Below are 21,966 nucleotides of genomic sequence, written 5' to 3' on the forward strand. Positions count from 1 at the left end.
TTTATTAATTAGAGTTTATTCTGAGAAATATTTAATAGATTATTTGCCTTTTCCAAGATTTCATTCCGGTTATTCAACAGTTGTTTTAAAAGTTGCAAAATACTAGTACTATTTACAGATTCTAAAATCCAGCCTCCATTATACCTTCTAACTCGTTCAGCTGGTGCCCCCATATCAAAAGTTATAACAGGATAACCAGAGAACATAGCTTCAGTTGTTGTATAAGAAAAAGTTTCAGGACAGATAGAAGACATTATGGTAAGAGATACCTTATGACTTGCAAGAAGATCCGAGATTTGAGTATTATCGTAGGGTCCTGTTACAATAAATTTCCCATCTGTACTTCTAAAACTCTGATGTCTATCTGTTGAACCAATGACTTTTATATAGATAGGCAGTTTTTCTCTTTCTATAGCATCTTTCAACTCATACAAAATATGGGATCCTTTAATATAATAATTATATCCCACAAACGCTATATTAAGTTTTTCTTCATTTACAAATTGAGGATTGAAGGTATAACGAACAGTACTAGATAGAGAATGCTCCTTAACATCTATATGAACAAGCGGAAAATGTTTCTGTATCATTTCTTTTGTACTATTACTTGGAGCAATTACCTTTTTGGCCCCTTGTAAAAAAGATAAAAAATTCTCTCTCCAATTCTTAATGTTTATAGCTTTACTTTTATTCAAACAATTTTGACATATAAATTCATTCGTTTCATTATTACAGTATATTCCATCACTATTTATTAGATTCACTAGAGGACATACACAATAAAAATCATGTATAAAATAAATATAGTCTACGCCAGAATCCTGAATAAGATTCATTAATAATGGTATAGGAAAAAGAATCAAGTGATTGATATAGATTAACTCAATATCCAATATACTCAATATATTTCGAAATTTTTCAATCGTAAAATTATAAGATTTAAAATTGTACGATTGATTAAATTCATTATTTATATTTTTGATATGAAAAGTATTATAATTTAACCATAATTTATAAATTTCATACTTATGTTTATTTTTCTCTATATATAAGTTTTGATAGTGTTCAGTTCCCCCACCTATAGGATTCATAACAAATAAAATCCCTCTTCTCGGTATATCGTTCAATTTATGATTACTAAATACTAAACCCTCAGAAGAGTCACGCTGAAATTCCCAATAACCAACTAAACCCTTCTCTTTATTCTTTAGCTTTTGAGTCAAAATTTCCTTAATTTGTTTTGCTGATTTTGGATAATCCCATATTCTAATATATTTTAGCTGCCCAATAAAAAAACCATAGGGATCAAGTCCACCAAAAACTCCCGATGCTAGGACATTAGCTTTTGTACTAGGTAATCCTCTTTTTATTAATTCTCCATTTATATAGAGAGTAGGGGTCCGATCTTCATATACTACTGTTACATGCGTCCAATCAGAGATGAAACCTTGGAAAACTAGAGTTGCAGGTAGATAATTGACCGAATGCTCATAAACAGATATTCCATTTGTCCCTACAGATACTCCTACCCCTGCTGTTTCTTCATCCCCACCATATTCTGCACTAATTAAATATCTTTGTCCAAAGGTGCCAGAGCAACCTTTTTGAGACTCTCTATCTATTTTATGAACGGCTCGGGGCTTTACCAAAAACTCATACGTAAAGGAATTTTTAACAGAGTGAAATAGATTCTGTGCGCAGAATTTCTCATTTCCGGTAAAAATAAAGAACTGGGAATCATCCATTTTGATAGTCCCCTTTCTTAATGTAAAGTTCCATCTTTCTCTATTTTAAGATTAAGGTATTCTACACTTAGCAGGGAGGTATACTCTCCGTTTCCCACAGCGCTAAGGACTTATCTGAATATCGCAGATTATTCTCAGTACAATTTTCATTAATAATGAACAAAGGTTTTGTAAAGTTAAAAGGTGGTCTTTCAAAGTTTAAAGGACGCCAATCTCCTGTAACTATATCTATATTACTTTCTATTCGAGTAAATGTTGTAGTAAGAAGATATTTTGAACCGCTTCTTCTAAAATTATGAAGTGCTAGTTGAATATCCTGAAACGAGAAATGTACAAGACAATCGCGACAAAGAATTAGATCTACCTTAGCAAGAGGGTCCCGAGTAATATCCGAATAGTGAAATTTTCTTTTGGGGTTAGCATACATTTTATTGTTTTTTTCGATTAACTCTGGAACAATATCCACCCCTGTGTAGTCTACATTTAAATTAATATGTGTCATCCAGTTAAAATCCCCACAAGGTGCATCTAACATAGTTTTAATTTTAAAATTATGAATTAAAATAGGAATTTGCGTTACAATTGTTTCAGTCTGTTCAACATCTGATCCAGGTCCAGATACAGATTGTTTTCCTCCCCATAAATTATTTTGATAAATACGCTTGAAAATTTCTTTCATAACCGAACCTCCTTCTTCTACTTTAGAATATAGGATTATCAACATTTTCATAAAGACGCTTTACCAACTTTTGTAGGAGAATTACAAATATTTTCAAACAAATATTAGAACAGTACTTCTAGTAAAATAGTGTTTCGCTCTGTTATCGACTTAATAATTATAATATGACGTAAGGAAGTAAAGGTTTCAGAATAAAGAAACTTATTATATATCACTATGAGCCAAATAAATTTCGAGTTATGTACATAGAAATTTATTGTCTTAGTCATTCATTCTCCCTCTCTTCAAGCCCCCCCTTCCATGACCTCACAGAATGAAATCCTTTTCATCACAATACATGATAATTTAAAATCGAATAAATTGGATGCTTAGTCACTACGCCAAATTCCTTCATAGAAATAAGGTGAAACTTTAATCAGCCCTCACGAATCGGGCTTTTTCGGGTAGTTGATCCCCCACCGAACTTATTTGCCTTTGCTGAATTTTGAGGTGGTGTCTTACTGCCCTCAAATAGCGGGATAAACGATGTGTCGATATTTATTTCTATGAAGGAAAAAATCTTCCCACAGGAAGCAAACGTTTGTTACCTTTGTAATGGGGTATAGACGTGATCCTATACCCGCCGGCAAGAATAATTCCCTTTATCCATCTTATTACTCTTTTTTATTGTGAATAAACCTGTTTCATTTCTAAAAATCTGTTGGCTGAACTATTATATATTTCTACCCGCAAAACCTAATATGCTCTTCACCCTAAACCTTATCTCTACCCATTTTACTTTTCAATTGCGGTATATATACCACTTATAGTCATATGGTACTAACCGAACCATGTACAATTTGTATATGAGAGAGTACAATTCATTTCATGCCTATTTCTAAATTTAGTACACAAAAAAGCAGCTAGCTGTCTCCAGCTGGCTGCTCGATTTTCAAGTATATGGAATTGTATTACCCTAAAATATGATACCCAGAATCCACATGAATGTTCTCACCAGTAACTCCAGTTGCTAGATCACTAAATAAGAATAACGCTGTGTTTCCAACTTCTTCTTGTGTTACGTTACGACGAAGTGGTGCGCGTTCTTCGATTTGTTTTAGAATGCTGTTAAAGTCGCCAACACCTTTTGCTGATAATGTACGGATTGGACCTGCTGATACAGAGTTTACGCGAATGTTGTGTTGTCCTAGGTCGTTTGCTAAGTATCTTACACTTGCGTCTAGTGATGCTTTTGCTACACCCATTACGTTGTAGTTTGATACAACGCGCTCTCCGCCAAGGTATGTTAATGTTACGATGCTTCCGCCTTCTGTCATTAATGGCTTCGCAGCTCTTGCTACAGCTGTTAATGAGAATGAGCTAATGTTTTGTGCAAGTAAGAATCCATCACGAGATGTATCAACGAATTCACCTTTTAAGTCATCACGATTTGCGAATGCGATGCAGTGTGCTAATCCGTGAACAACTCCAACTTCTTCTTTAATCGATTGGAAGCAACGTGCGATATCTTCATCGTTTGTTACATCACATGGTAAAACAAGTGATTGTTGTCCTTCTAATGATTCTGCTAGGTCACGTACGTTCTTTTCTAGACGCTCACCTGCATATGTGAAAATTAAGTTTGCTCCTGCCTCATGTAGTGAACGAGCGATACCCCAAGCGATGCTTCGTTGGTTCGCAACTCCCATTACGATAATGTTTTTTCCTTTTAAGTTGAGAAGATTCATTTATTTATCCCCCTAAATTTATTAAATAACATCAGTTATTAGTACCTGGTAATATGTTTATATCATATCACAAATTCAAAATAAGGCAAAACAAAATTATTAGTATGACTGGTTCTTTACTTCTCTTTTACTCTTTCACTTTCCTGCAATGATATAATTTCAATTTTTCTTATGTTACATGTACTGGCTATATAGATTGCGAATATGAAAGATAAAAGGGGAACCGCACTCATTTTCTTCCTTTATTTTAAACATGGCATGGGGATAAAATAGGCACTGACCGCTTCTATCCACGGGCGGAGCCTCTCTCCCATCTAAAAAAGAAAGGTTTTATCTCTATTTATATTTATATAATCTAACATCTCACAATCAAAATCAAAACAACATATTTGCAAACCACTCAAAATCCGCTAATATGGTAATAGCGTCTTTTTTTCATTTCGCAAAGAGTAATAGAAAGGACTACGTACGGTGAAAGACAAGAATTCCCAATATCGAATAGATTACATATTGATCCTGATTGTACTTGCAATTGCAATTGTTAGTTGTTTTGCCATTGCAAGTGCTCAGCCATCTTTACCACCAGCCTTACAAAAAGTAAACTTTGTAGCAAAACAAATTCAATGGTATGTCATTGGGTCCATCGCAGTTGTTGCAATTATGGTTATTGATTTTGACCGATATAAGCAAATTGCTTGGTATTTGTATGGATTTGCGATGATTTTACTTATTGGACTTGAATTAAAAATTCCTGGAGCTGTAACAATTAAAGGTGCTACTGCCTGGTACAGTGTGCCAGGTCTTGGTAACTTCCAGCCTTCCGAGATTATGAAATTATTTTTAATCATTGTTATTGGCCGCATTATCGTCAATCATAATGAAAAATATCCGTTTCGCTCTCCACGCGAGGATTTAATTTTACTCGGGAAAATATTCGGCGCAAGTTTACCGCCGCTACTTTTAATTGCGAAAGAACCTGATTTAGGAAATACAATGGTTATTTCAGCAATGATTGCAGCAATGATTTTAGTTTCAGGTGTACGCTGGCGCTTTATTTTCGGGTTAGCTGGGATCGTTATAGCAGCTGCTTCTACGCTAACGTATATTTATTTTGAACATACAGCATTCTTTAAAGAACATATCTTAAAAGAATATCAATTAGATCGTTTCTACGGCTGGCTAGCACCTTATGAATACGAAACGCAAGGATATCAGTTGAGGCAATCTGTTTTAGCAACTGGATCAGGTGAATTGCATGGTAAGGGTTGGGAAAATGGTCAAGTATATTTCCCGGAACCGCATACCGATTTTATTTTTACAAACATTGCCGAGCAATTCGGATTTTTAGGAGCAAGTGTTGTTATTTCACTTTTCTTCCTTCTTATTTATCGAATGATTCATATTGCTTTAGAAAGTAATGATCCATTCGGTAGCTATTTATGTGCAGGAACGATTGGAATGTTTACGTTCCAAGTATTCCAAAATATTGGGATGACAATTGGATTGCTTCCGATTACAGGGATTACGCTTCCTCTTATGAGTTATGGAGGTAGTTCCTTACTCACATATATGATTGCGATTGGCTTCATACTGAACGTACGATCGCGAACGAAAACGTTTATGTTTGATTAGACCATATCCAGTGGGTATGGTTTTTTCTATACCCAATTTAGGTATACTAAGTAAAAATTAGATGGAGGTTGTGAAATGAAATACGACATTATCGGAGATATCCACGGCTGTTTAGAAGAGTTTCAATCATTAACAAAGCAGCTCGGTTATAACTGGGATAGCGGTCTTCCTGTCCATCCAGAGAAGAGACAGCTTGCTTTTGTCGGAGATATTACTGACCGTGGCCCGGCATCCCTTCGCATGATTGAAATTGTGTGGGAGCTTGTTATGAATAAAAAAGAAGCCTATTATGCTCCTGGGAATCATTGCAACAAACTGTATCGTTATTTTATTGGACGTAAAGTACAAGTATCACATGGTTTAGAAACAACTGTCGCTGAATATGAAGCATTACCTACTCGTGAGCAAAAAATAGTGCAGAAAAAGTTTATTGATTTATATGAACAATCTCCTCTCTACCATGTATTAGATAACGGTAAACTCATTGTCTGTCACGCTGGTATTCGCCAAGAGTATATTGGAAGGACTGATAAGAAAGTCCAAACTTTCGTATTATACGGTGACATTACAGGAGAAAAACATCCCGATGGTTCACCTGTCCGCCATGATTGGGCGAAGCATTATGAAGGGGAAGCGTGGATTGTATATGGACATACACCTGTCGCAGAACCCCGTTTTGTAAATCATACGGTAAATATTGATACAGGTGCTGTATTTGGCGGGAAATTAACAGGACTGCTTTATCCAGAGATGGAAACTGTTTCAGTTCCTTCTTCGATGCCCTTTGTATCAGAAAAATTCCGTGCAATTACATAATAAAGTCTTGCCGCGTTTAAAGGATTTACCGTCTAAATGCAGAGTGCCAAAAAAAGAAAAGGAAATAAAAAACAACTCCAAAATCAACTTTTATTGTAGATTTTGGAGTTACTTTACGTTTATTCTATGCTTGTTTCTAAAGTTAAATCTGTATAGGAATTATCCTCACCTATATTTAAGATCACTTCACATTGACGTAATCTCAATTCAAAGAGCGTTATAGAATCATGATAAACTTCAGGATTTGATTTCATTTTATGCAGTGTATCTTGTTTTTCTTGTATTTCTAAATGAGTGTTTTCTACAGCTTGTTTCAATGAGCCAAATGGATTTCTAAAGAATATATTAATATCTCGCTCTAGTGCGTTTTCAAACAGCTCAAATTGCAAGAAAAATTTGTTCATAATAGAAGCCGTTACATCTGTATAATCTTCATTTTCTAAATACTGTTTGTATTTGTTATATAGCATAGCTTTATTTTTAGGAAGAACTCCAAATAATTTACCGGCACTTTTCAGTAAAAATTGTGCTGGTGTAAATCGGCGTAAGATATTTACTTCTTCCATTTGTATTCTAGTTGTCATTCTATCAGTATCTCTGCGCCAATCATCAAGCACTTTAAAGTCACATTCTAACTGTATTCGATTTTCTCCACATAAAGAATTAAGTCCTTCACTGATTTCTTCTAAGTACGATTGACTTTGAAGGAACTCGTTATTAGAAGTTTCAATCCAATTTTGCATAGAGCGAGCAAGATTAGGTAACACAGTTTGTTCTAGATATTTTTGAACTCTTTCGTTCATCGCTGTATTTAGTTCAATATCAATGTGCCCAAAATCGCTTTCTTCACTAATTAAATCAGAACAACTCTGCAATAGTTTCGGAATATGTTCTGTAAGATCATTCGTAATTTCGTTTTTCATTGTACGATATGATTCTGTAATTAAATGAATTTTTTCCTTCTGAAAAGCAGTAAGGTTATTAATACAACCATTTAGTTTAACTAACATATCTTCATTCCAATTAATAGAATCCACTAGATCATTTTCCATCTCGACGCGTTTATCCAAAAGATATGTAATTGTTTTTCGAATGAAAAACAATAGCTTTTCAGTACGTTCTGCATCGATGTTTTTATGGTTAAAGTTAAAATGAATAAACTCAGTTAAATCATTTAGTTGTTGACTGTTTGTATATAACGAAGAGTAAGGGAAAACTCTCGCATACGGAAAATATGCGTTTATTCTCGCTTGCGTATCATGTATAACTCTATTCACTTCTACTTCACTATAAATGTTATCGATTTTATTTAATAAGAAATGAATTTGTAGATTTGGTATATGTTCTTGGATACTTAATAGAATGTCACGTTCTTTATCAGTAAAAGGTGAATCCGCATTCAATACGAATAATAATTCGTCTACAGAATTCAAATATTCGAATATCTCATCTCTAGTGTCGTTGTTCCTATTAAAGCTAGGTGCAACAACGAATGTAAGTTTATTTTCACCTAAAAATCTACATGGTAATTTAAATTCAACACATGCTCTATCTCTATATGTTTGGCGATGCATGGACATCATGTTATAGAAATCCGAGAAATTCTCAGTTGTTGTAATTGCTGCATCTGTTATCGCGTTAATTTCTGTATGAGCGTCATTTTTAAAGACAACTACATTTGAGATTGAGTTTTCTAATATATTTTCTCCTAGTATAGAGTTAATAAATGAAGCTTTTCCATTTCCTGAAGTTCCAGTTACTAAAAGGCGATTTGTTCTTAAATCTGCAAGCTCACCAACTAACCATCTAAATCGATGACCCATTTCTAAATCATGTTTTTGTGCCCACTGTGTAATAGATTCAAAAAGATGTAAACTATGCTCTAAGCCATTCACATGATTAATAGAATATGACAGTAGGCTTGCCGCATGTTTTATATTTTCTGAATCTATTTTGGAAGGGAAACTCTCATTCCATGCCAATACTGCTGCAGATGGAAATACAGAATGAGACGGATTGGCTATCTTTAACCAATTTGTTAAAAAGTTAGGAATGATATCCTGTAATTGTCTTAGCATATATTGACCTTGAATTAATTCAAAGTACGTTTCTTCGTAAAGAGCAGAAATTTCGTCCCATCTATCGGACGAATGTATTTCAATATGTAATAAAAATTCATTTATTGTTTTAAGCCATAATAAGTAATTTTGTTCATTTTTATAGCTGTGCCAAAGCGATGAAACAATTTGCGTAAATTGTACTTGATCTACATTATTTAATGTAGCTAATACTTGATAAAAATAGTCTGGTGAAAGATTTTTAGTAAATCCTTTATCGATATATTCTTTTAGAACCTCAAACCATGGAAAAGATTCTGTTCGAATTAACTCATTCACAGCAAGCTCTACTGCACTGTCAAAATCCTGCTGTTCTTCATAAAAGGAACGTGCAATTGTTGTGACGTTTGGATAATCGGGATTTAAAGAAACCGCTTCTTTAATAACACCGAAAGCTGAATCAAGATTATTTTGCTCGATGTAAAGAGACAGTAATTGCAGTACAATTTCAGTCATAAGTATTTTGTTATCAGTAGTAATCGAGGTATAAACATTTTCAGCAACTGATAATTGGTCAAGTTCGAAATAAGCATCCGCAATATTTTTTTGTGCCCATGGCGCTAATTCATTACTGACTTTCTCCCATTTAAAAATAGCTGTTTCAAAATCTTGATGGTGATAATAAAATTCACCCTGTGCAAAACGAATATAAGATCCATCGGAAATCTCATTTTTTTGTTCGTTTAAATATGCTTCTCCAAGTACTTGAAGAGGTGGATTTGTTTCATTCTCCATTAGGAATGTTTCATAATATGTCTTTTTTATTAATTGTTTTTCTAATCTCATTTTTTCCCCCACTACATCTTGAAAAAGTACATTCTTCTCCATATGTCAACACTTTTTTTATTTATGCTTTTTATTTTAACAAAGAATTTCTTTTGGAAAATTTCACTTTTCTTTCATTTTTTAAGTAAGATTGAATTTTAATGAGAAAAGTTTCAGTTTTTTTTCAAATTCCTTTCAGTTGTGAAACAACATTGGGTGTTCCTAATAACTTAATATGGATATAATATTCCATGTAGAGTTCGTTATAAAAACAATATATAGTGAATATGTATTCCACGAAGCACGTATTATTATTGGATAAAAAACTCGATCGTCCTGATCCAGATGGAGAACTAAAAGGGGTAATTCAAGCCATTTATAACGAACTTGAAGGGCTTTATGTGTATCGTCATATTCGTGATGAACTTACGAATCGCGGACACAAAGTAAATCATACATACCATAAAAGAATTAAGACAAAACGAAAGGGCATGAGCCCGGTACAATACCCAGGCTCATGCCCCAAAAGCTACCTAATGAAATAACCTGTCTAACTTTTTTCGGTCACTTCAATACTCAAGGCAGCTTATTTCAATAATTCTTTCATATCTTCCGGCACATCCGCATGAAATGTCATCTGTTTTTCTAAAATAGGATGATAGAACGTTAAACTCGTACTATGGAGCGCTTGTCGCCCTATCTGCGACTTACTCCCTCCATACAAGTCATCTCCTAATAGCGAATGGCCTAAATATGCCATATGTACACGAATTTGATGCGTTCTTCCTGTTTCTAACTGCAATGAAACTCGCGTCTTATCAGAAAATCTCTCTAGCACTTGAAAATGCGTAACTGCCCTTTGGCCGTCTTCACATACAATTCGTTCAATAATACTATCATCTTTTCTTCCAATTGGGGCATCAATCGTTCCTGATTCTTCTATCAATTCTCCATGAACAATTGCTTCGTAAGTTCGTTTCACTTGCTTTTGCTGATGCTGTTTTGATAAAAGGTGGTGAATGAAACGATTTTTTGCAATCAGCATAAGTCCTGACGTATCACGGTCGAGTCGCGTTACGATATGCACTGTACTTGCGAGATTCTGCTTATTATAATGATAAAGTAGCGCATTGGCGACACTTCCTGCTGGGTGTTCCCTAGACGGAATCGTAGACATGTATGGTTCTTTATTCATCACCAGTACAGATTCATCTTCATATAGGACGTGTAAAGGAATATTTTCAGCAAGCATTCCTTCGCTTCTCTCCTCAACTGGAAAGAACACTTGTAATTCTTCCCCAGTCTGTAATACGTGCCGCACTGTCGCATGCTTACCGTCAACTTCAATTGCCCCGCCTTGGAACTTTATATCTGTCAAAGCAGCTTTAGAGATCCCTTTCACTTTTAGAAACTCCCGGATGAGCATTCCCTTCTCTGCTTCTGTCATACACCATTTTAATGTAAATCTTCTCAAATGCATAAATCCTCTCTACTCACCCGCAACAAACGAATCGCGGACACGTTTCCAAAATGGGAACGGACGAAAACGAACGAATCTTACCTTCTCGTTTGCAACGCGGTATTGAATTGACTTTACATCTTGATGCACCATCGTTAAATGATCCACTGTAATTTGTAAATTCATTCCTGCAGTTGGTTTTAGAACACATGTATGATGCTTTGGTAAAACGAGCGGTGAACCAACTGTACGGAACACACGATTATTAATCGAAGCCATTTCTGCAATTTGAATCGCTTCAATAGAAGGATGAATAATCGCTCCGCCTAGCGCTTTATTGTACGCTGTACTTCCCGAAGGAGTAGAGATACAAAGACCATCCCCGCGGAATGTTTCAAAATATTCCCCGCGAATTTCTACCTCTGTTACTAATGTACCTTCTGCGCTTTTCACTGTCGCTTCATTCATTGCTAAATATTGCGATTCTTTACTGCCATTCACATAGCGAATAATGACTTCTAAAAGCGGGTATTCCACTACTTGAAACGGCGTTTTAGCAATCGCAATGACAAGTTTTTCTACCTCTGTAGGCAACCAATCGGCATAAAATCCTAAATGCCCTGTATGTACACCGACAAATGCAGTCTCATCTAATCGGTTATAATAGCGATGAAACGCATGTAAGAGCGTGCCATCTCCCCCAACAGAAATGACAATATCCGGCTTTGCTTCATCCATTGTAAATCCAAAATCCTGCAAGTAATTGGTCATTGTACTTGCAAGTGCGTTTGATGATTGATCTCCCTTTGACATAATTGCAAATTTCATCGCCCAACACCCTTTAGTTTATGATTCGGATTCTTTCGCTTCTTGTTTGCGCGAAAAAATCTTTTGTGCTTCTTGAATTTCAAGACGAATCGAAGACATTTCTTCATCTAATAAAAATGCAGCTTCTGCCGCACGCTGAAGACGTACTTTAATATCTTCTGGAAAACGCCCACTATATTTGTAATTTAAAGAATGCTCAATTGTTGCCCAAAAATTCATTGCTAGCGTGCGAATTTGAATTTCAACTAATACTTTTTTCTCTCCGCAAATCGTTTGAACGGGATAACTAATTACAACATGATACGAACGATAGCCACTTTCTTTCTTTTGCGTTACATAATCTCGTTCTTCCACAATTTCAAAGTCATTCCGTTTTCGAAGATATTCAACAACAGGCTTAATCTCATCAACAAATTGACACATCATCCGAAGACCAGCAATGTCCTGCATTTCTTCTCCGAGCCGGTCAAGCGGTACATTTCGCTTTTCCGCCTTATCAATAATGCTTGCAACCGACTTCACTCGACCTGTTACAAATTCAATCGGAGAGTGTTCTGTTAACATTGTAAACTGAGAACGCATTCCTTTTAATTTCACTTTTAGCTCTGCCACCGCCTGGTGATATGGCGCTAAAAATTCTTCCCAATTACGATTCATTTCAACCACCACCAAAGTCAATCCATTTGCTTATAGAAATACTTTTTCTACAGCCGTTACAAGCTCTTCTCCATAATTTGCATTACCTTCAATATTTTCAATTAAATATTCTACTTCTTCCTTCAATTGCTCTAACTCAATTTCAGTATTATTTACGCGAACAAACATCGTTTTATCATTCTTCATTGCATCTTGCATTGCTTCCCAGCATGTATGCGGAATACTTACATAAATGAAAGATGATTCGTTTTCTAAAATATATAAAAATGATAAATGATCTGAGTCTACAAGTACGTGATTACGCGCTGTTAACTCCTCCACTTGTATTTCAGTATTTTCCGCACAAAAAATAAGAGCATTTTCTCTTTCTTCTACGCTCTTAACTTGAATTTTATTCTGCATGCTCTAACTCCTCCATATCAACTTCCTGTCTTACTTCACACTATTATTGTATCATAACATAGACGCAAACAAATAAAACATTGAACCAAATTTGTGAAAAAGCGATAATGTCTAAAGAATTATTTTTAAGAAGGAGCCTAAACCATGACACAAGAAATTGAAATTGAATTTAAAAATATGGTCACAGAAGAAGAATTTCAAGTATTATGTAACGCCTTTTCCATTCAATCACTTGCAGAGCAAGTGAATCATTATTTTGAAACACCTCAGTTCTCTTTAAAAGCAGCGGGCTCTGCTCTTCGTATTCGCTATAAAGGTGGAGCGTATACACTCACTTTAAAACAACCCGCTGAAGTTGGATTACTAGAAACTCATCAATCTGTAACAAAGCAGGAAGCAATGCAAATGATGGAAACAAATCAGCTCATTACGGGCCCTGTGCTAGATCAACTACATAAACTTCAAATCCCTGTTTCTACTTTAGCTTATATGGGAAGCTTAACAACAAAGCGAGCAGAAACTACATTCGAAGGCGGCACACTTGTATTTGATCATAGTTTCTATTACAATCACGATGATTATGAACTTGAGTATGAAGTACAAGATGAAGCAGCGGGCAAAGCGGCTTTCCTCAATTTGTTAAACAAATATCATATACCTGTTCGTCATACAAAAAATAAAGTGCAACGCTTTTTTCTTGCAAAACAAAACGAAGCACGCTAAAGTGAAACTTCCATGAGCGAACGTTTTTCTCACTGATGGTTAGCCCTCACCAATCGGGTTCTTACGGTCAGTAAGACTCTAACTGATTAAAGTTTCACTTTATTTTAAGCAAAAGATTGTACGAAAGCTCTTTAGTTGCTCTTCGTGACAATCCATTGCTACAATAGATATACATTTGATGGAAAAAGGAGTTTATACAGGATGAACAAGCAACCGATGACACCATTTGAAGCAATTGGCGGTGAACAAGCCATTGCAACATTAGTCGATACGTTTTATTCCTATGTCAGTAAACACCCTGACTTATCTCCGATCTTCCCAGACGATTTGACAGAAACAGCCAGGAAACAGAAGCAATTTCTAACGCAATATTTAGGTGGACCGAATTTGTATACAGAGGAACATGGTCACCCTATGCTAAGAGCACGCCATCTCCCTTTTGAGATTACACCAAAGCGAGCAAAAGCCTGGTTAGCATGTATGGAACAAGCGATGGAAGATACGGGAGTACACGGGCAGATTCGAGAATTTGTTTTTGAACGTTTAACATTAACTGCGCAGCATATGGTCAACACTCCAAACGAAACAGGTGAAGCGTAATGGATAAACAGGAAGCAAAGCATATACGCATTCCTTCTCTTTCCAAGTGCGAACATAAATCTGTAGAAGCCTATTTGTTTATTGATCCGCTCTGCAAAGATTGCTGGGACATTGAACCAGTTATTATTAAATTATGGCTCGAATACGGAACATATTTTTCGATTCGGCACATATTAACCGGCAAAGTGGAAGGGGCAATCGCCTCCCCACACAAATGGAATAAACCTGCTAATATTCGATTTGTGTGGGAAAAAACAACAAGTTTGCAAGGCTTTTCATGTGATGGAAAAGTGCATATGCAAGATGCCTCATCTACACCGTATTTAGTTTCTATTGCAATTAAAGCAGCTGAGTTACAAGGCCGAAAAGCAGGTTCGAAATTTTTGCGGAAACTCCAAGAATACATTTTTCTTGAAAATGTATCAAAACCAGATTTAGAATTACTACTTGCTTGCGCAGAGCAAAGCGGTATTGATGTAGAAGAATTTAAAAAAGATTTGCATTCAATTAGTGCAAAAAAAGCATTCCAATGTGATCTAAAGTTCACAAATGAAATGCACATCACCGAAATCCCTTCTCTTGTATTCTTCCATGCAAATTCAGATGAGGAAGGCATTAAGATTGCGGGCATTTATTCATATAATGTATACGTACAACTCTTAAAAGAACTTGTAAAATTTGATATCGAGCCTGCTCCGTTACCACCACTAGAGACATTGCTAGAGATGGCTCAATTTATGTCATCTAAAGAAATTGCATTTATCTATGACTGCTCGGAGCAAGAAATAGAACGCGAGCTCAAAAAATTGTCATTAAAAAGAAAAGTACGAATGGTTGAAGTAAAATGTGAGCGTTATTGGAAATGGATTGCAAAAGAAAAAGACCTGGTGTAAACACCAGGTCTTTTTCTTTACGGCTTATAAAAATATTAAAGGGGATGGGAGAAATTTTCACGTTCAAACAAAGGGGTATATGTTTGTATGTGAATTCGTTCACATCTATTATATTACAAGATTCGACGTCAGATGACAACCCTTTTTGTCGAATTTCACACTTCTGTCACATTCTAAACGTTTTCATTACTGAATAAGCTATAAAAAGAAACTTTTTAGGAGGGATTTGATGAAAAAAACACATATCTTCTTTCTTCTTTTTTGTACTTGTATTTCTTTTTTCCTGTACATCCTTTCACTATTACAAGCATTCCCAAAGATTATTGCCTTGCCGCTTTTGTTTGCAATCATCTTCGTTAGCCTCTCTTATTTCAATCATAGAAAGCGTTTTAAAGGTTTTTAAAAAGAACGCTATGTTAAATTTCTCTGTTGATATTCGAAAGCAACAGACGATTGTTCTTCATACAAAAAGTACGAGAGCGGTTTGTTTCGCATGACACTGAAGGACATCACCTAAGAAATTAGAATGTTAAGCATAGCAAATCAATACGGCCTGAAAGAGTTCTTGAATAAATCAGAGCTCGAAATGACGATACAACAGTTAGTAAAATGATGGTTGAAAACTATCTGTTCTCAACGGAAATGACGTATGATACACTTTAATTATCAGAATTTACAAAATTAAATTCTTTTAGAGAACTAGCAAGATAAGATTTCAATTGTTAGATATTATTAAAAGTAGGTGAGGGATTGAATTTTAGTAGACTAGGATTTGAAATGATAGACCCGAAAGAAAACTTAGATTTTGGATTTGAAGATATAGCAGGTTTATCCAGAGGATGTAAATTTTCTGATTGCACACATACAAGCGAGCCACACTGTGCCGTTAAAAAAGCCATTTCAGACGGTACTCTTTGTGAAGATACATTTAATCACTATTATAGAGATAAAAACGAGGCTAAATATGTTTCTAAGCAAAAGAATAAAACAAAGGCTGTTGACTACATGAAACAACTGAAACTCTTTCAAAAAACGTAGTTAAGATGAAATTGATAAATAATCAACACGATCGTTTAACATACTTGGACCGATTTTTCTATTTAATAATCGAGGGCTTAACAAAACAAGGGAACTCCATCAATTAGGAGTTCCCTTACTTTTTACTGAAATCAACAATATTATGTAACAAGGCTAAAAAGAAAGAAGGCGAGAATTTTCCTCTCGCCCTTCTTCTTTCATTATTATTTCCCTTCAAATAATAATGCTTCTAATTCATTTAACTTTTCTTCAAATACTTGAAGTGCTTCTTTAACAGGCTCTGGAGATGCCATGTCTACTCCTGCTTTTTTCAGTACTTCAATTGGATAATCGGAGCTTCCAGCTTTTAAGAATTCGTTAATATAACGCTCTACAGCTGGTTGTCCTTCTTCTAAAATTTGTTTTGATAAAGCTGTTGCCGCACTAAATCCTGTTGCATATTGATATACATAATAGTTGTAATAGAAGTGCGGAATACGAGACCACTCTATACCAATTTCTTTATCGATGACTAAAGCATCGCCAAAGTATTTTTTATTTAAATCATAGTAAATTTCCGTTAACATATCTGGCGTTACTGCATGACCTTCTTGCACTTTTTTATGAATGATATGCTCGAATTCAGCAAACATCGTTTGACGGAATACAGTTCCACGGAATCCCTCTAAATAATAATTTAGTAAATATAAACGCTCTTTCTTATCTTCTGTCGTTTTTAGTAAATAATCATTTAAAAGTGCTTCGTTACAAGTTGATGCAACTTCTGCAACGAAGATTGAATAGTCACCATAAACATGTGGTTGTATTTTTCTTGTATAGTAGCTATGCACAGAATGACCAAACTCATGTGCAAGTGTAAATAAATTGTTTACATTATCGTGCCAGTTCATTAAAATATACGGATTTGTTCCATATGCACCAGATGAATATGCACCGCTTCGTTTTCCTTTGTTTTCATACACGTCTACCCAGCGGTTTTCATATGCTTCTTTCAAAATTTCAACATACTCATCCCCAAGGACGTTTAATGACTTGAGTAGAATGTCTTGTGCTTCTTCATATTTCACATTCATTTTCACTTCTGGTACAAGCGGTGTATATAAATCGTACATATGCAATTCATCAAGACCTAATGCACGTTTACGAATGTCAATATATCGGTGCAATAAATGTAAGTTATCATTTACCGTCTTAACAAGCTGGTCATATACTGTTTCAGGAATGTTATTATTGCTTAACGCTGCTTGGCGTGCCGAATCATATTTACGAACGCGCGCATTAAAATTATTGCGTTTCACCGCACCGCTAAGTGTACTTGCAAATGTATTTTTATATTTCCCATACGTTTCATACACTGCATGGAATGCATCATGACGAACACGAGGATCATCACTTTCTAAAAATTGAGTATAACGACCGTGTGTTACTTCTACTTCTTCACCATTCTCATCTTTAATAGATGGGAATTTCAAGTCCGCATTATTCAGCATACCAAATGTATTACTTGATGCACTCAGGACTTCAGATGCTTCAGCTAACAATGCTTCTTCAGCTTCTGATAGTACGTGTGGACGCTGACGTGTAATTTCTTCTAAAGCATGTTCATATACACTTAATTCTTTGTTTTCTTGTAAGAAGGATTGTAACTTTTCTTCTGCAATTGTTAAAATTTCAGGAACGATATACGCCGTGCTGCTGGCAGCTTGAGAATATAAGTTGGTTGCACGATCATTTAACGCTTGATAAACAGAATTTGTTGTATCTTGATCGTAACGCATATGAGCATATGTATATAATTTTTCTAATCTCATCGAAACTTCATCTTCATACTGTAAAGCCGCTAATAATGAATCAGCAGAATCACCTAGTTTCCCTTTAAATTCAGCTAACTTCGGCAATAACTCTTTCACTGCTTGAAATTCTTTTTCCCATTCTTCATCCGTTTGGAAAATATCTTCCAAGCGCCATGTGTTCATTTCCTCAATCTCACTACGGTCCGGCAATGCTTTTGCTGTTTTTTGATCAGCCATATTATAAACCCTCCTTCGAATCTCTATTTAGTACAATTCGATTCTTGTTATGTAATTCCTTCCATGTACTCTCTTATTATATCCGCTTTTCCTTCTCTCATGTTGTACTTTGTTTCGAATAACGATAGTGCATGCGACAAACAAATCGCATCATATTCTTGTATCTCCTCTTCCGTTTTCAGTATCATAAATTGCCTGATTTTTCGGTACTTATGCACATTCACCATTTCAATCATTCCTGCTTTACATAAAAATGTTATATATTCTAGAATCGCTAACCTCCATACATTTTGCGAAAAATAAGGTAACGTGCGCCACTGAATATTACGTCTTTTATTTACATAGGAAAAAACGGAATGTAATGAAAAATATTCTCCAGTTTTAAATTTACCAATAAAATCTATACAAAGAAGAGCTTGCCATATAAAAGGATGTGTTTGAAACGCAAATGCAGATGGAAGAGGAACACCAATTTCAGATGGAAAACAAGAAGGTGAAAGATGATATTGATATAAAAGGTGTAAAAGTGATTTATGACTATAATTCCAAATTGGAAGGACATTCGTTCGAAAATAAATCTTTTTCTTTTGCCACTCCCGCTCCAATCGTTCTTTCGTAATGACTGCTTGGCAAAAGAGATCCTCAAAAGTAACGGTGCGCACCGAAAAATGAGTGATGTGTGAAAAATAAACATTTGTAGAAAACGGCGTAAGCAGTTCGCATTTCATAAATGATTTTGTATTTGGACAAAAAAAGAGAAGGAAAGGCTGAGGATAAGATTGTATGCAGAGAAAGTGAAATGAGGATAATGAAATCCAGTAAGCAGAGTGCTTTTTCATTTGATTTCCGCCTAATATCCAAATGATTTGTATTCCTGCTTTCCAATAGGAAGAAGTTCGTTTTAATAACTGTTCCGTGGATAAAGAGGCACATTGATATTCAATTGCAATCTGTCTCTCTTTCATTTCAATAAAAAGATCGGGTCTTTGGCGAATCCCTGGGAGGTAATGTTCGATTTTCACATGAAACCCTTGTGACCTAAGCCATTTATATAACTGTTCCTTTCCGCACATATGATAAGCAGATTCCGGCTCAGATGAAACGAGGCACTGATTTACTTTCTTATGAGCAAAATGCCATCTCTTTTGCTTACCTAACTTGAGTTGTACCTCCCGCCCGCAAGCCGGACAAAAAAAGCGCTCTTTCTTTCGCATTGTAAGCAGTTCCTTTTCATCTTGGCTTTCAAGAAGGTGAACCTTCCCTCCATTTTCTCGCCTTGCGACAAACATCATACCACATCCTTTCTATATTGCTTTGTATTCTACAATTTATTACAAATTCCTTTCTAAACAAAAAGAGGACATCCTTGTAAGAATATCCTCTTCTTCATAATAAAGGCGATAGTAAACGGTACGCTGATTCCACAATCCTCCTATGAAGACGGCGTCTATGAAAGCGATCCACATGAATTTCACTTGATACTTGTAAATCATCTTCAAAATCTTTAACAAGCTTTCGAATACTATTTGTATCATATAAAAAGGCATTCACCTCAAAATTTAAATGGAAGCTTCTCATATCCATGTTCGCTGTACCAATTGATGCTAAATCAGAATCAACAATGACAATCTTACTGTGCAGGAAACCTTTTTCATATTCATATATCTTTACCCCTGCATCTAATAACTCTGGAAAATAAGACCTCGATGCATAAAATACAGTCCGTTTATCTGGTTTACTCGGCATTAATAAACGGACATCAATGCCAGCAAGAGCTGCTACTTTTAATGCAGATAAAATATCATCATCTGGAATAAAATATGGCGTAGCAATCCAAATGGACTTCCTTGCCGAAGCAATCATTGCAAAATAAAGATGCTTAATTGTCTCCCATTTATTATCCGGCCCGCCTGCAACAAGTTGTACACCGCCCCAATGATCTCCATCAACAGCTTTCGCCTGTAAATATTCAGGTGCTAATACAGCTTCACCTGTCATATAAAACCAATCTTGCAGGAATATGAGTTGCAAGCTTTGAACTGCTTCACCTCGTAAATATAAATGTGTATCTCGCCAAAATCCAAAATATTTATTTTTCCCTAAATATTCATCACCAATATTTAGCCCGCCTACAAACCCCTCATTTCCATCAATCACAACGATTTTCCGGTGATTTCGGTAATTAATTTTATCGTTTAAAATCGGAAAACGAACCGGAAAGAATGGAATCATTTCTACACCTGCATCGTTTAGTTCATCAATATAAGCGTTTGACAGTTTGAAACTTCCAACCGCATCATATAAAAAACGGACGGTAACACCTTCCTGCGCCTTCTGCATTAAAATCTCTTTAATTTGTGTACCGAGCTTATCATCACGTACAATATAATATTCCATATGAATATGATGCTTCGCTCTTTGCAATCCTGCTAAAATCGATTGAAACGTTTCATCACCATTCGTTAACACTTTTGTTTCTGTCTGAAATGAAATATTTAAGGCGCCAAGCCTATCCGCTAAACGAAATAATAATTCTTGATGTTTATGATTTTGCAAAATGCGTTCGTTATAATCATCATGCCCTTTGTACTGCAAAAAAGCTTGTTCGTCCAAAAGAGCCTTCTTTTGAAACATTCGTTTTCTGCGAAAATTTTGTCCAAATAATAAATAGGCAAAAAAACCAACTACAGGAAAAATGCCTAGTACAATTAACCACGTCAGTGTTTTAGATGGATGCCTGTTTTCTAAGAAAATAACACACCCAATTAAAAATGCAGAAACAGTAAATACGATACTTATAATTCCTAAAAACGAAATATCTTTTATGCCTATAACATCCGAATAAAATGCTACATCAATAAACATGCGTAACGAAACAAACGCTGCGAATAAACCTAGAAAAAAGACAAGTAACTTTAGCGTATTTTTCATTTCTTCCCCCCTACTTACGAAGCATTTCTATTGTCATACCCAGCATATAAAAAACCGATTTCATAATATTGAAATCGGCCTAAGTTTTAGAAGGAAAATGACTGCGAATCGTCTCAAGTGCATGTTCTTTAACGACCTGTTTGCCGTACTCACTTACACGGTGAACCGTTAATGTAGATTCTTCCCCATACTCTAAAATAATACTTAAAATACGGTCAATTTCTTCTTCATCGTGTAGCACTTCATCGAATTCAACATATACATAATAGCGGTCTTCAAACGAATACAATTCATCTTTTATATCTTCAAATATGAGACGATGACTTAAAGAAATGACATCTTCAAAATCATCAAATTTAATTAAAAAGCCTAATGTTCCATCTTCGTTAAAGTTTGTCCCCGCCTCTATCTCTTCCTCTAATTCTTGTTGAAATAGTGATTCAATCCGCTCATCTAGAGGGATATCAATAATTTTATCTAGACCTATTGGTAATTCTAATTTTTGTCCATCCTTTGAAAGCTGCGCTTTTGTTACAAGTACTTCAATGCCTTTATCAAGCGCCTGTACTTGAATCCACAGTGGTCCATCAATAAAGAAATCATCATAATCGTGCGCTTCATCCATCATTTCCCAAAACAATTGTTCGCTTCGTTCACGATTGTACCAGATCTCTTCACGATTAAACCCTCTATCTTCTATATCAATGTACGTAATAAAAAATTTCATCGTATGATCATTAATTCTTTCAATGTCCAAAATACAACTCTCCCTTCCTATTTGGAATTGTTATGAAGGGATTCCCCACTCATATGACAAATCAATAGATTCTTGTACTTTCATTTTATGATAAGATTCTCCAGAATGGAAATAAAATCGTTTTATTTTACAAAAACAGTCATTCGCCTAGATTATTGTTCGCAAAT

General features: G+C 35.3%; 18 protein-coding genes and 1 pseudogene. 7 read left to right on the top strand and 12 right to left on the bottom strand.

Features of this window, described 5'->3' with window-relative positions; genetic code table 11:
- Window positions 1-8: 8 nt before the first annotated feature.
- The 3 genes from BLV40_RS20140 to fabI all read right to left on the bottom strand — a co-directional run bounded on the left by BLV40_RS20140 (window position 9) and on the right by fabI (window position 4,151).
- Window positions 9-1,745 carry a glycosyltransferase gene (locus tag BLV40_RS20140; protein WP_090693237.1) on the bottom strand — a complete coding sequence of 579 codons (1,737 nt, stop codon included), beginning with the start codon at window positions 1,743-1,745 and terminating at the stop codon, window positions 9-11.
- 67 nt (window positions 1,746-1,812) lie between these two features.
- Window positions 1,813-2,424 carry a class I SAM-dependent methyltransferase gene (locus tag BLV40_RS20145; RefSeq protein WP_211482129.1) on the bottom strand — a complete coding sequence of 204 codons (612 nt, stop codon included), beginning with the start codon at window positions 2,422-2,424 and terminating at the stop codon, window positions 1,813-1,815.
- A 950-nt stretch (window positions 2,425-3,374) separates the two neighbouring features.
- The gene (gene fabI, locus BLV40_RS20155; RefSeq protein ID WP_026590428.1) at window positions 3,375-4,151 is read right to left on the bottom strand and encodes an enoyl-ACP reductase FabI; all 777 of its coding nucleotides are present in this window, start codon (window positions 4,149-4,151) and stop codon (window positions 3,375-3,377) included.
- Between the two features lie 471 nt (window positions 4,152-4,622).
- Here fabI and BLV40_RS20160 point away from each other — a divergent pair, with 471 nt between their 5' ends.
- Both BLV40_RS20160 and prpE read left to right on the top strand, forming a co-directional pair.
- A complete protein-coding gene (locus tag BLV40_RS20160; protein ID WP_090693241.1) occupies window positions 4,623-5,783 on the top strand; it encodes an FtsW/RodA/SpoVE family cell cycle protein in 1,161 nt (386 codons plus the stop codon).
- 75 nt (window positions 5,784-5,858) lie between these two features.
- Entirely contained in the window at window positions 5,859-6,599 is a 741-nt protein-coding gene (gene prpE, locus BLV40_RS20165; protein WP_090693244.1) for a bis(5'-nucleosyl)-tetraphosphatase PrpE, read from the top strand.
- Window positions 6,600-6,718: 119 nt separating this feature from the next.
- Here the strand turns inward: prpE and BLV40_RS20170 are convergent, their stop codons facing one another.
- Window positions 6,719-9,502: a dynamin family protein gene (locus BLV40_RS20170; protein ID WP_090693360.1), complete on the bottom strand. Its 2,784-nt coding sequence runs from the start codon at window positions 9,500-9,502 to the stop codon at window positions 6,719-6,721.
- A gap of 270 nt (window positions 9,503-9,772) precedes the next feature.
- Here BLV40_RS20170 and BLV40_RS28150 point away from each other — a divergent pair.
- Window positions 9,773-9,936: pseudogene (locus BLV40_RS28150) on the top strand (IS3 family transposase); the annotation flags it as partial.
- Window positions 9,937-10,067: 131 nt separating this feature from the next.
- Here BLV40_RS28150 and BLV40_RS20175 read toward each other — a convergent pair.
- Genes BLV40_RS20175 through BLV40_RS20190 form a run of 4 tightly spaced genes read right to left on the bottom strand, consistent with a single transcriptional unit; the run spans window position 10,068 to window position 12,827 of the window.
- A complete protein-coding gene (locus BLV40_RS20175) occupies window positions 10,068-10,955 on the bottom strand; it encodes an RluA family pseudouridine synthase (protein ID WP_090693363.1) in 888 nt (295 codons plus the stop codon).
- Window positions 10,956-10,970: 15 nt separating this feature from the next.
- Entirely contained in the window at window positions 10,971-11,768 is a 798-nt protein-coding gene (locus BLV40_RS20180; protein ID WP_090693249.1) for an NAD kinase, read from the bottom strand.
- An 18-nt stretch (window positions 11,769-11,786) separates the two neighbouring features.
- On the bottom strand, window positions 11,787-12,425 hold the full coding sequence (locus tag BLV40_RS20185) for a GTP diphosphokinase (protein WP_026590435.1): 639 nt from the start codon (window positions 12,423-12,425) through the stop codon (window positions 11,787-11,789).
- A 30-nt stretch (window positions 12,426-12,455) separates the two neighbouring features.
- Window positions 12,456-12,827: a UPF0738 family protein gene (locus tag BLV40_RS20190; RefSeq protein WP_026590436.1), complete on the bottom strand. Its 372-nt coding sequence runs from the start codon at window positions 12,825-12,827 to the stop codon at window positions 12,456-12,458.
- Between the two features lie 144 nt (window positions 12,828-12,971).
- Here BLV40_RS20190 and BLV40_RS20195 point away from each other — a divergent pair, with 144 nt between their 5' ends.
- From BLV40_RS20195 to BLV40_RS20215, 4 genes are all read left to right on the top strand, one after another.
- Window positions 12,972-13,550 (top strand): CYTH domain-containing protein, encoded by a 579-nt coding sequence (locus tag BLV40_RS20195; protein WP_090693251.1) that lies wholly within the window; start codon window positions 12,972-12,974, stop codon window positions 13,548-13,550.
- Between the two features lie 201 nt (window positions 13,551-13,751).
- Window positions 13,752-14,150, top strand: a complete 399-nt coding sequence (locus BLV40_RS20200; protein ID WP_026590438.1) for a globin domain-containing protein — start codon at window positions 13,752-13,754, stop codon at window positions 14,148-14,150.
- Window positions 14,150-15,043 carry a ClpXP adapter SpxH family protein gene (locus tag BLV40_RS20205; protein ID WP_026590439.1) on the top strand — a complete coding sequence of 298 codons (894 nt, stop codon included), beginning with the start codon at window positions 14,150-14,152 and terminating at the stop codon, window positions 15,041-15,043. Before BLV40_RS20200 ends, BLV40_RS20205 begins: the two co-directional genes overlap by 1 nt.
- Before the next feature lie 777 nt (window positions 15,044-15,820).
- Window positions 15,821-16,081 carry a P-loop NTPase family protein gene (locus BLV40_RS20215; protein ID WP_090693367.1) on the top strand — a complete coding sequence of 87 codons (261 nt, stop codon included), beginning with the start codon at window positions 15,821-15,823 and terminating at the stop codon, window positions 16,079-16,081.
- A 203-nt stretch (window positions 16,082-16,284) separates the two neighbouring features.
- On the opposite strand, the gene pepF is transcribed toward BLV40_RS20215, so the two are convergent.
- From pepF to mecA, 4 genes are all read right to left on the bottom strand, one after another.
- Window positions 16,285-18,111, bottom strand: a complete 1,827-nt coding sequence (gene pepF / locus BLV40_RS20220; protein WP_090693257.1) for an oligoendopeptidase F — start codon at window positions 18,109-18,111, stop codon at window positions 16,285-16,287.
- Window positions 18,112-18,158: 47 nt separating this feature from the next.
- Window positions 18,159-19,400 carry a competence protein CoiA gene (locus tag BLV40_RS20225; protein ID WP_090693259.1) on the bottom strand — a complete coding sequence of 414 codons (1,242 nt, stop codon included), beginning with the start codon at window positions 19,398-19,400 and terminating at the stop codon, window positions 18,159-18,161.
- Window positions 19,401-19,497: 97 nt separating this feature from the next.
- Window positions 19,498-21,042, bottom strand: a complete 1,545-nt coding sequence (gene cls / locus BLV40_RS20230; protein WP_090693262.1) for a cardiolipin synthase — start codon at window positions 21,040-21,042, stop codon at window positions 19,498-19,500.
- Window positions 21,043-21,121: 79 nt separating this feature from the next.
- Window positions 21,122-21,799, bottom strand: a complete 678-nt coding sequence (mecA, locus tag BLV40_RS20235) for an adaptor protein MecA (RefSeq protein WP_026590444.1) — start codon at window positions 21,797-21,799, stop codon at window positions 21,122-21,124.
- Between the last annotated feature and the right edge of the window lie 167 nt (window positions 21,800-21,966).

The organism is Bacillus sp. 166amftsu (assembly GCF_900107445.1).
In the GTDB taxonomy this organism is placed as follows: domain Bacteria; phylum Bacillota; class Bacilli; order Bacillales; family Bacillaceae_G; genus Bacillus_A; species Bacillus_A arachidis.

What these genes read in the sequence shown, in the direction of transcription:
- BLV40_RS20140 (WP_090693237.1), bottom strand. Translation starts at nt 1,745, where the DNA reads ATGGATGATTCCCAGTTCTTTATTTTTACCGGAAATGAGAAATTCTGC.
- BLV40_RS20145 (WP_211482129.1), bottom strand. Translation starts at nt 2,424, where the DNA reads ATGAAAGAAATTTTCAAGCGTATTTATCAAAATAATTTATGGGGAGGA.
- fabI (WP_026590428.1), bottom strand. Translation starts at nt 4,151, where the DNA reads ATGAATCTTCTCAACTTAAAAGGAAAAAACATTATCGTAATGGGAGTT.
- prpE (WP_090693244.1), top strand. Translation starts at nt 5,859, where the DNA reads ATGAAATACGACATTATCGGAGATATCCACGGCTGTTTAGAAGAGTTT.
- BLV40_RS20170 (WP_090693360.1), bottom strand. Translation starts at nt 9,502, where the DNA reads ATGAGATTAGAAAAACAATTAATAAAAAAGACATATTATGAAACATTC.
- BLV40_RS20180 (WP_090693249.1), bottom strand. Translation starts at nt 11,768, where the DNA reads ATGAAATTTGCAATTATGTCAAAGGGAGATCAATCATCAAACGCACTT.
- BLV40_RS20185 (WP_026590435.1), bottom strand. Translation starts at nt 12,425, where the DNA reads ATGAATCGTAATTGGGAAGAATTTTTAGCGCCATATCACCAGGCGGTG.
- BLV40_RS20190 (WP_026590436.1), bottom strand. Translation starts at nt 12,827, where the DNA reads ATGCAGAATAAAATTCAAGTTAAGAGCGTAGAAGAAAGAGAAAATGCT.
- BLV40_RS20195 (WP_090693251.1), top strand. Translation starts at nt 12,972, where the DNA reads ATGACACAAGAAATTGAAATTGAATTTAAAAATATGGTCACAGAAGAA.
- BLV40_RS20200 (WP_026590438.1), top strand. Translation starts at nt 13,752, where the DNA reads ATGAACAAGCAACCGATGACACCATTTGAAGCAATTGGCGGTGAACAA.
- BLV40_RS20205 (WP_026590439.1), top strand. Translation starts at nt 14,150, where the DNA reads ATGGATAAACAGGAAGCAAAGCATATACGCATTCCTTCTCTTTCCAAG.
- BLV40_RS20215 (WP_090693367.1), top strand. Translation starts at nt 15,821, where the DNA reads ATGATAGACCCGAAAGAAAACTTAGATTTTGGATTTGAAGATATAGCA.
- pepF (WP_090693257.1), bottom strand. Translation starts at nt 18,111, where the DNA reads ATGGCTGATCAAAAAACAGCAAAAGCATTGCCGGACCGTAGTGAGATT.
- BLV40_RS20225 (WP_090693259.1), bottom strand. Translation starts at nt 19,400, where the DNA reads ATGTTTGTCGCAAGGCGAGAAAATGGAGGGAAGGTTCACCTTCTTGAA.
- cls (WP_090693262.1), bottom strand. Translation starts at nt 21,042, where the DNA reads ATGAAAAATACGCTAAAGTTACTTGTCTTTTTTCTAGGTTTATTCGCA.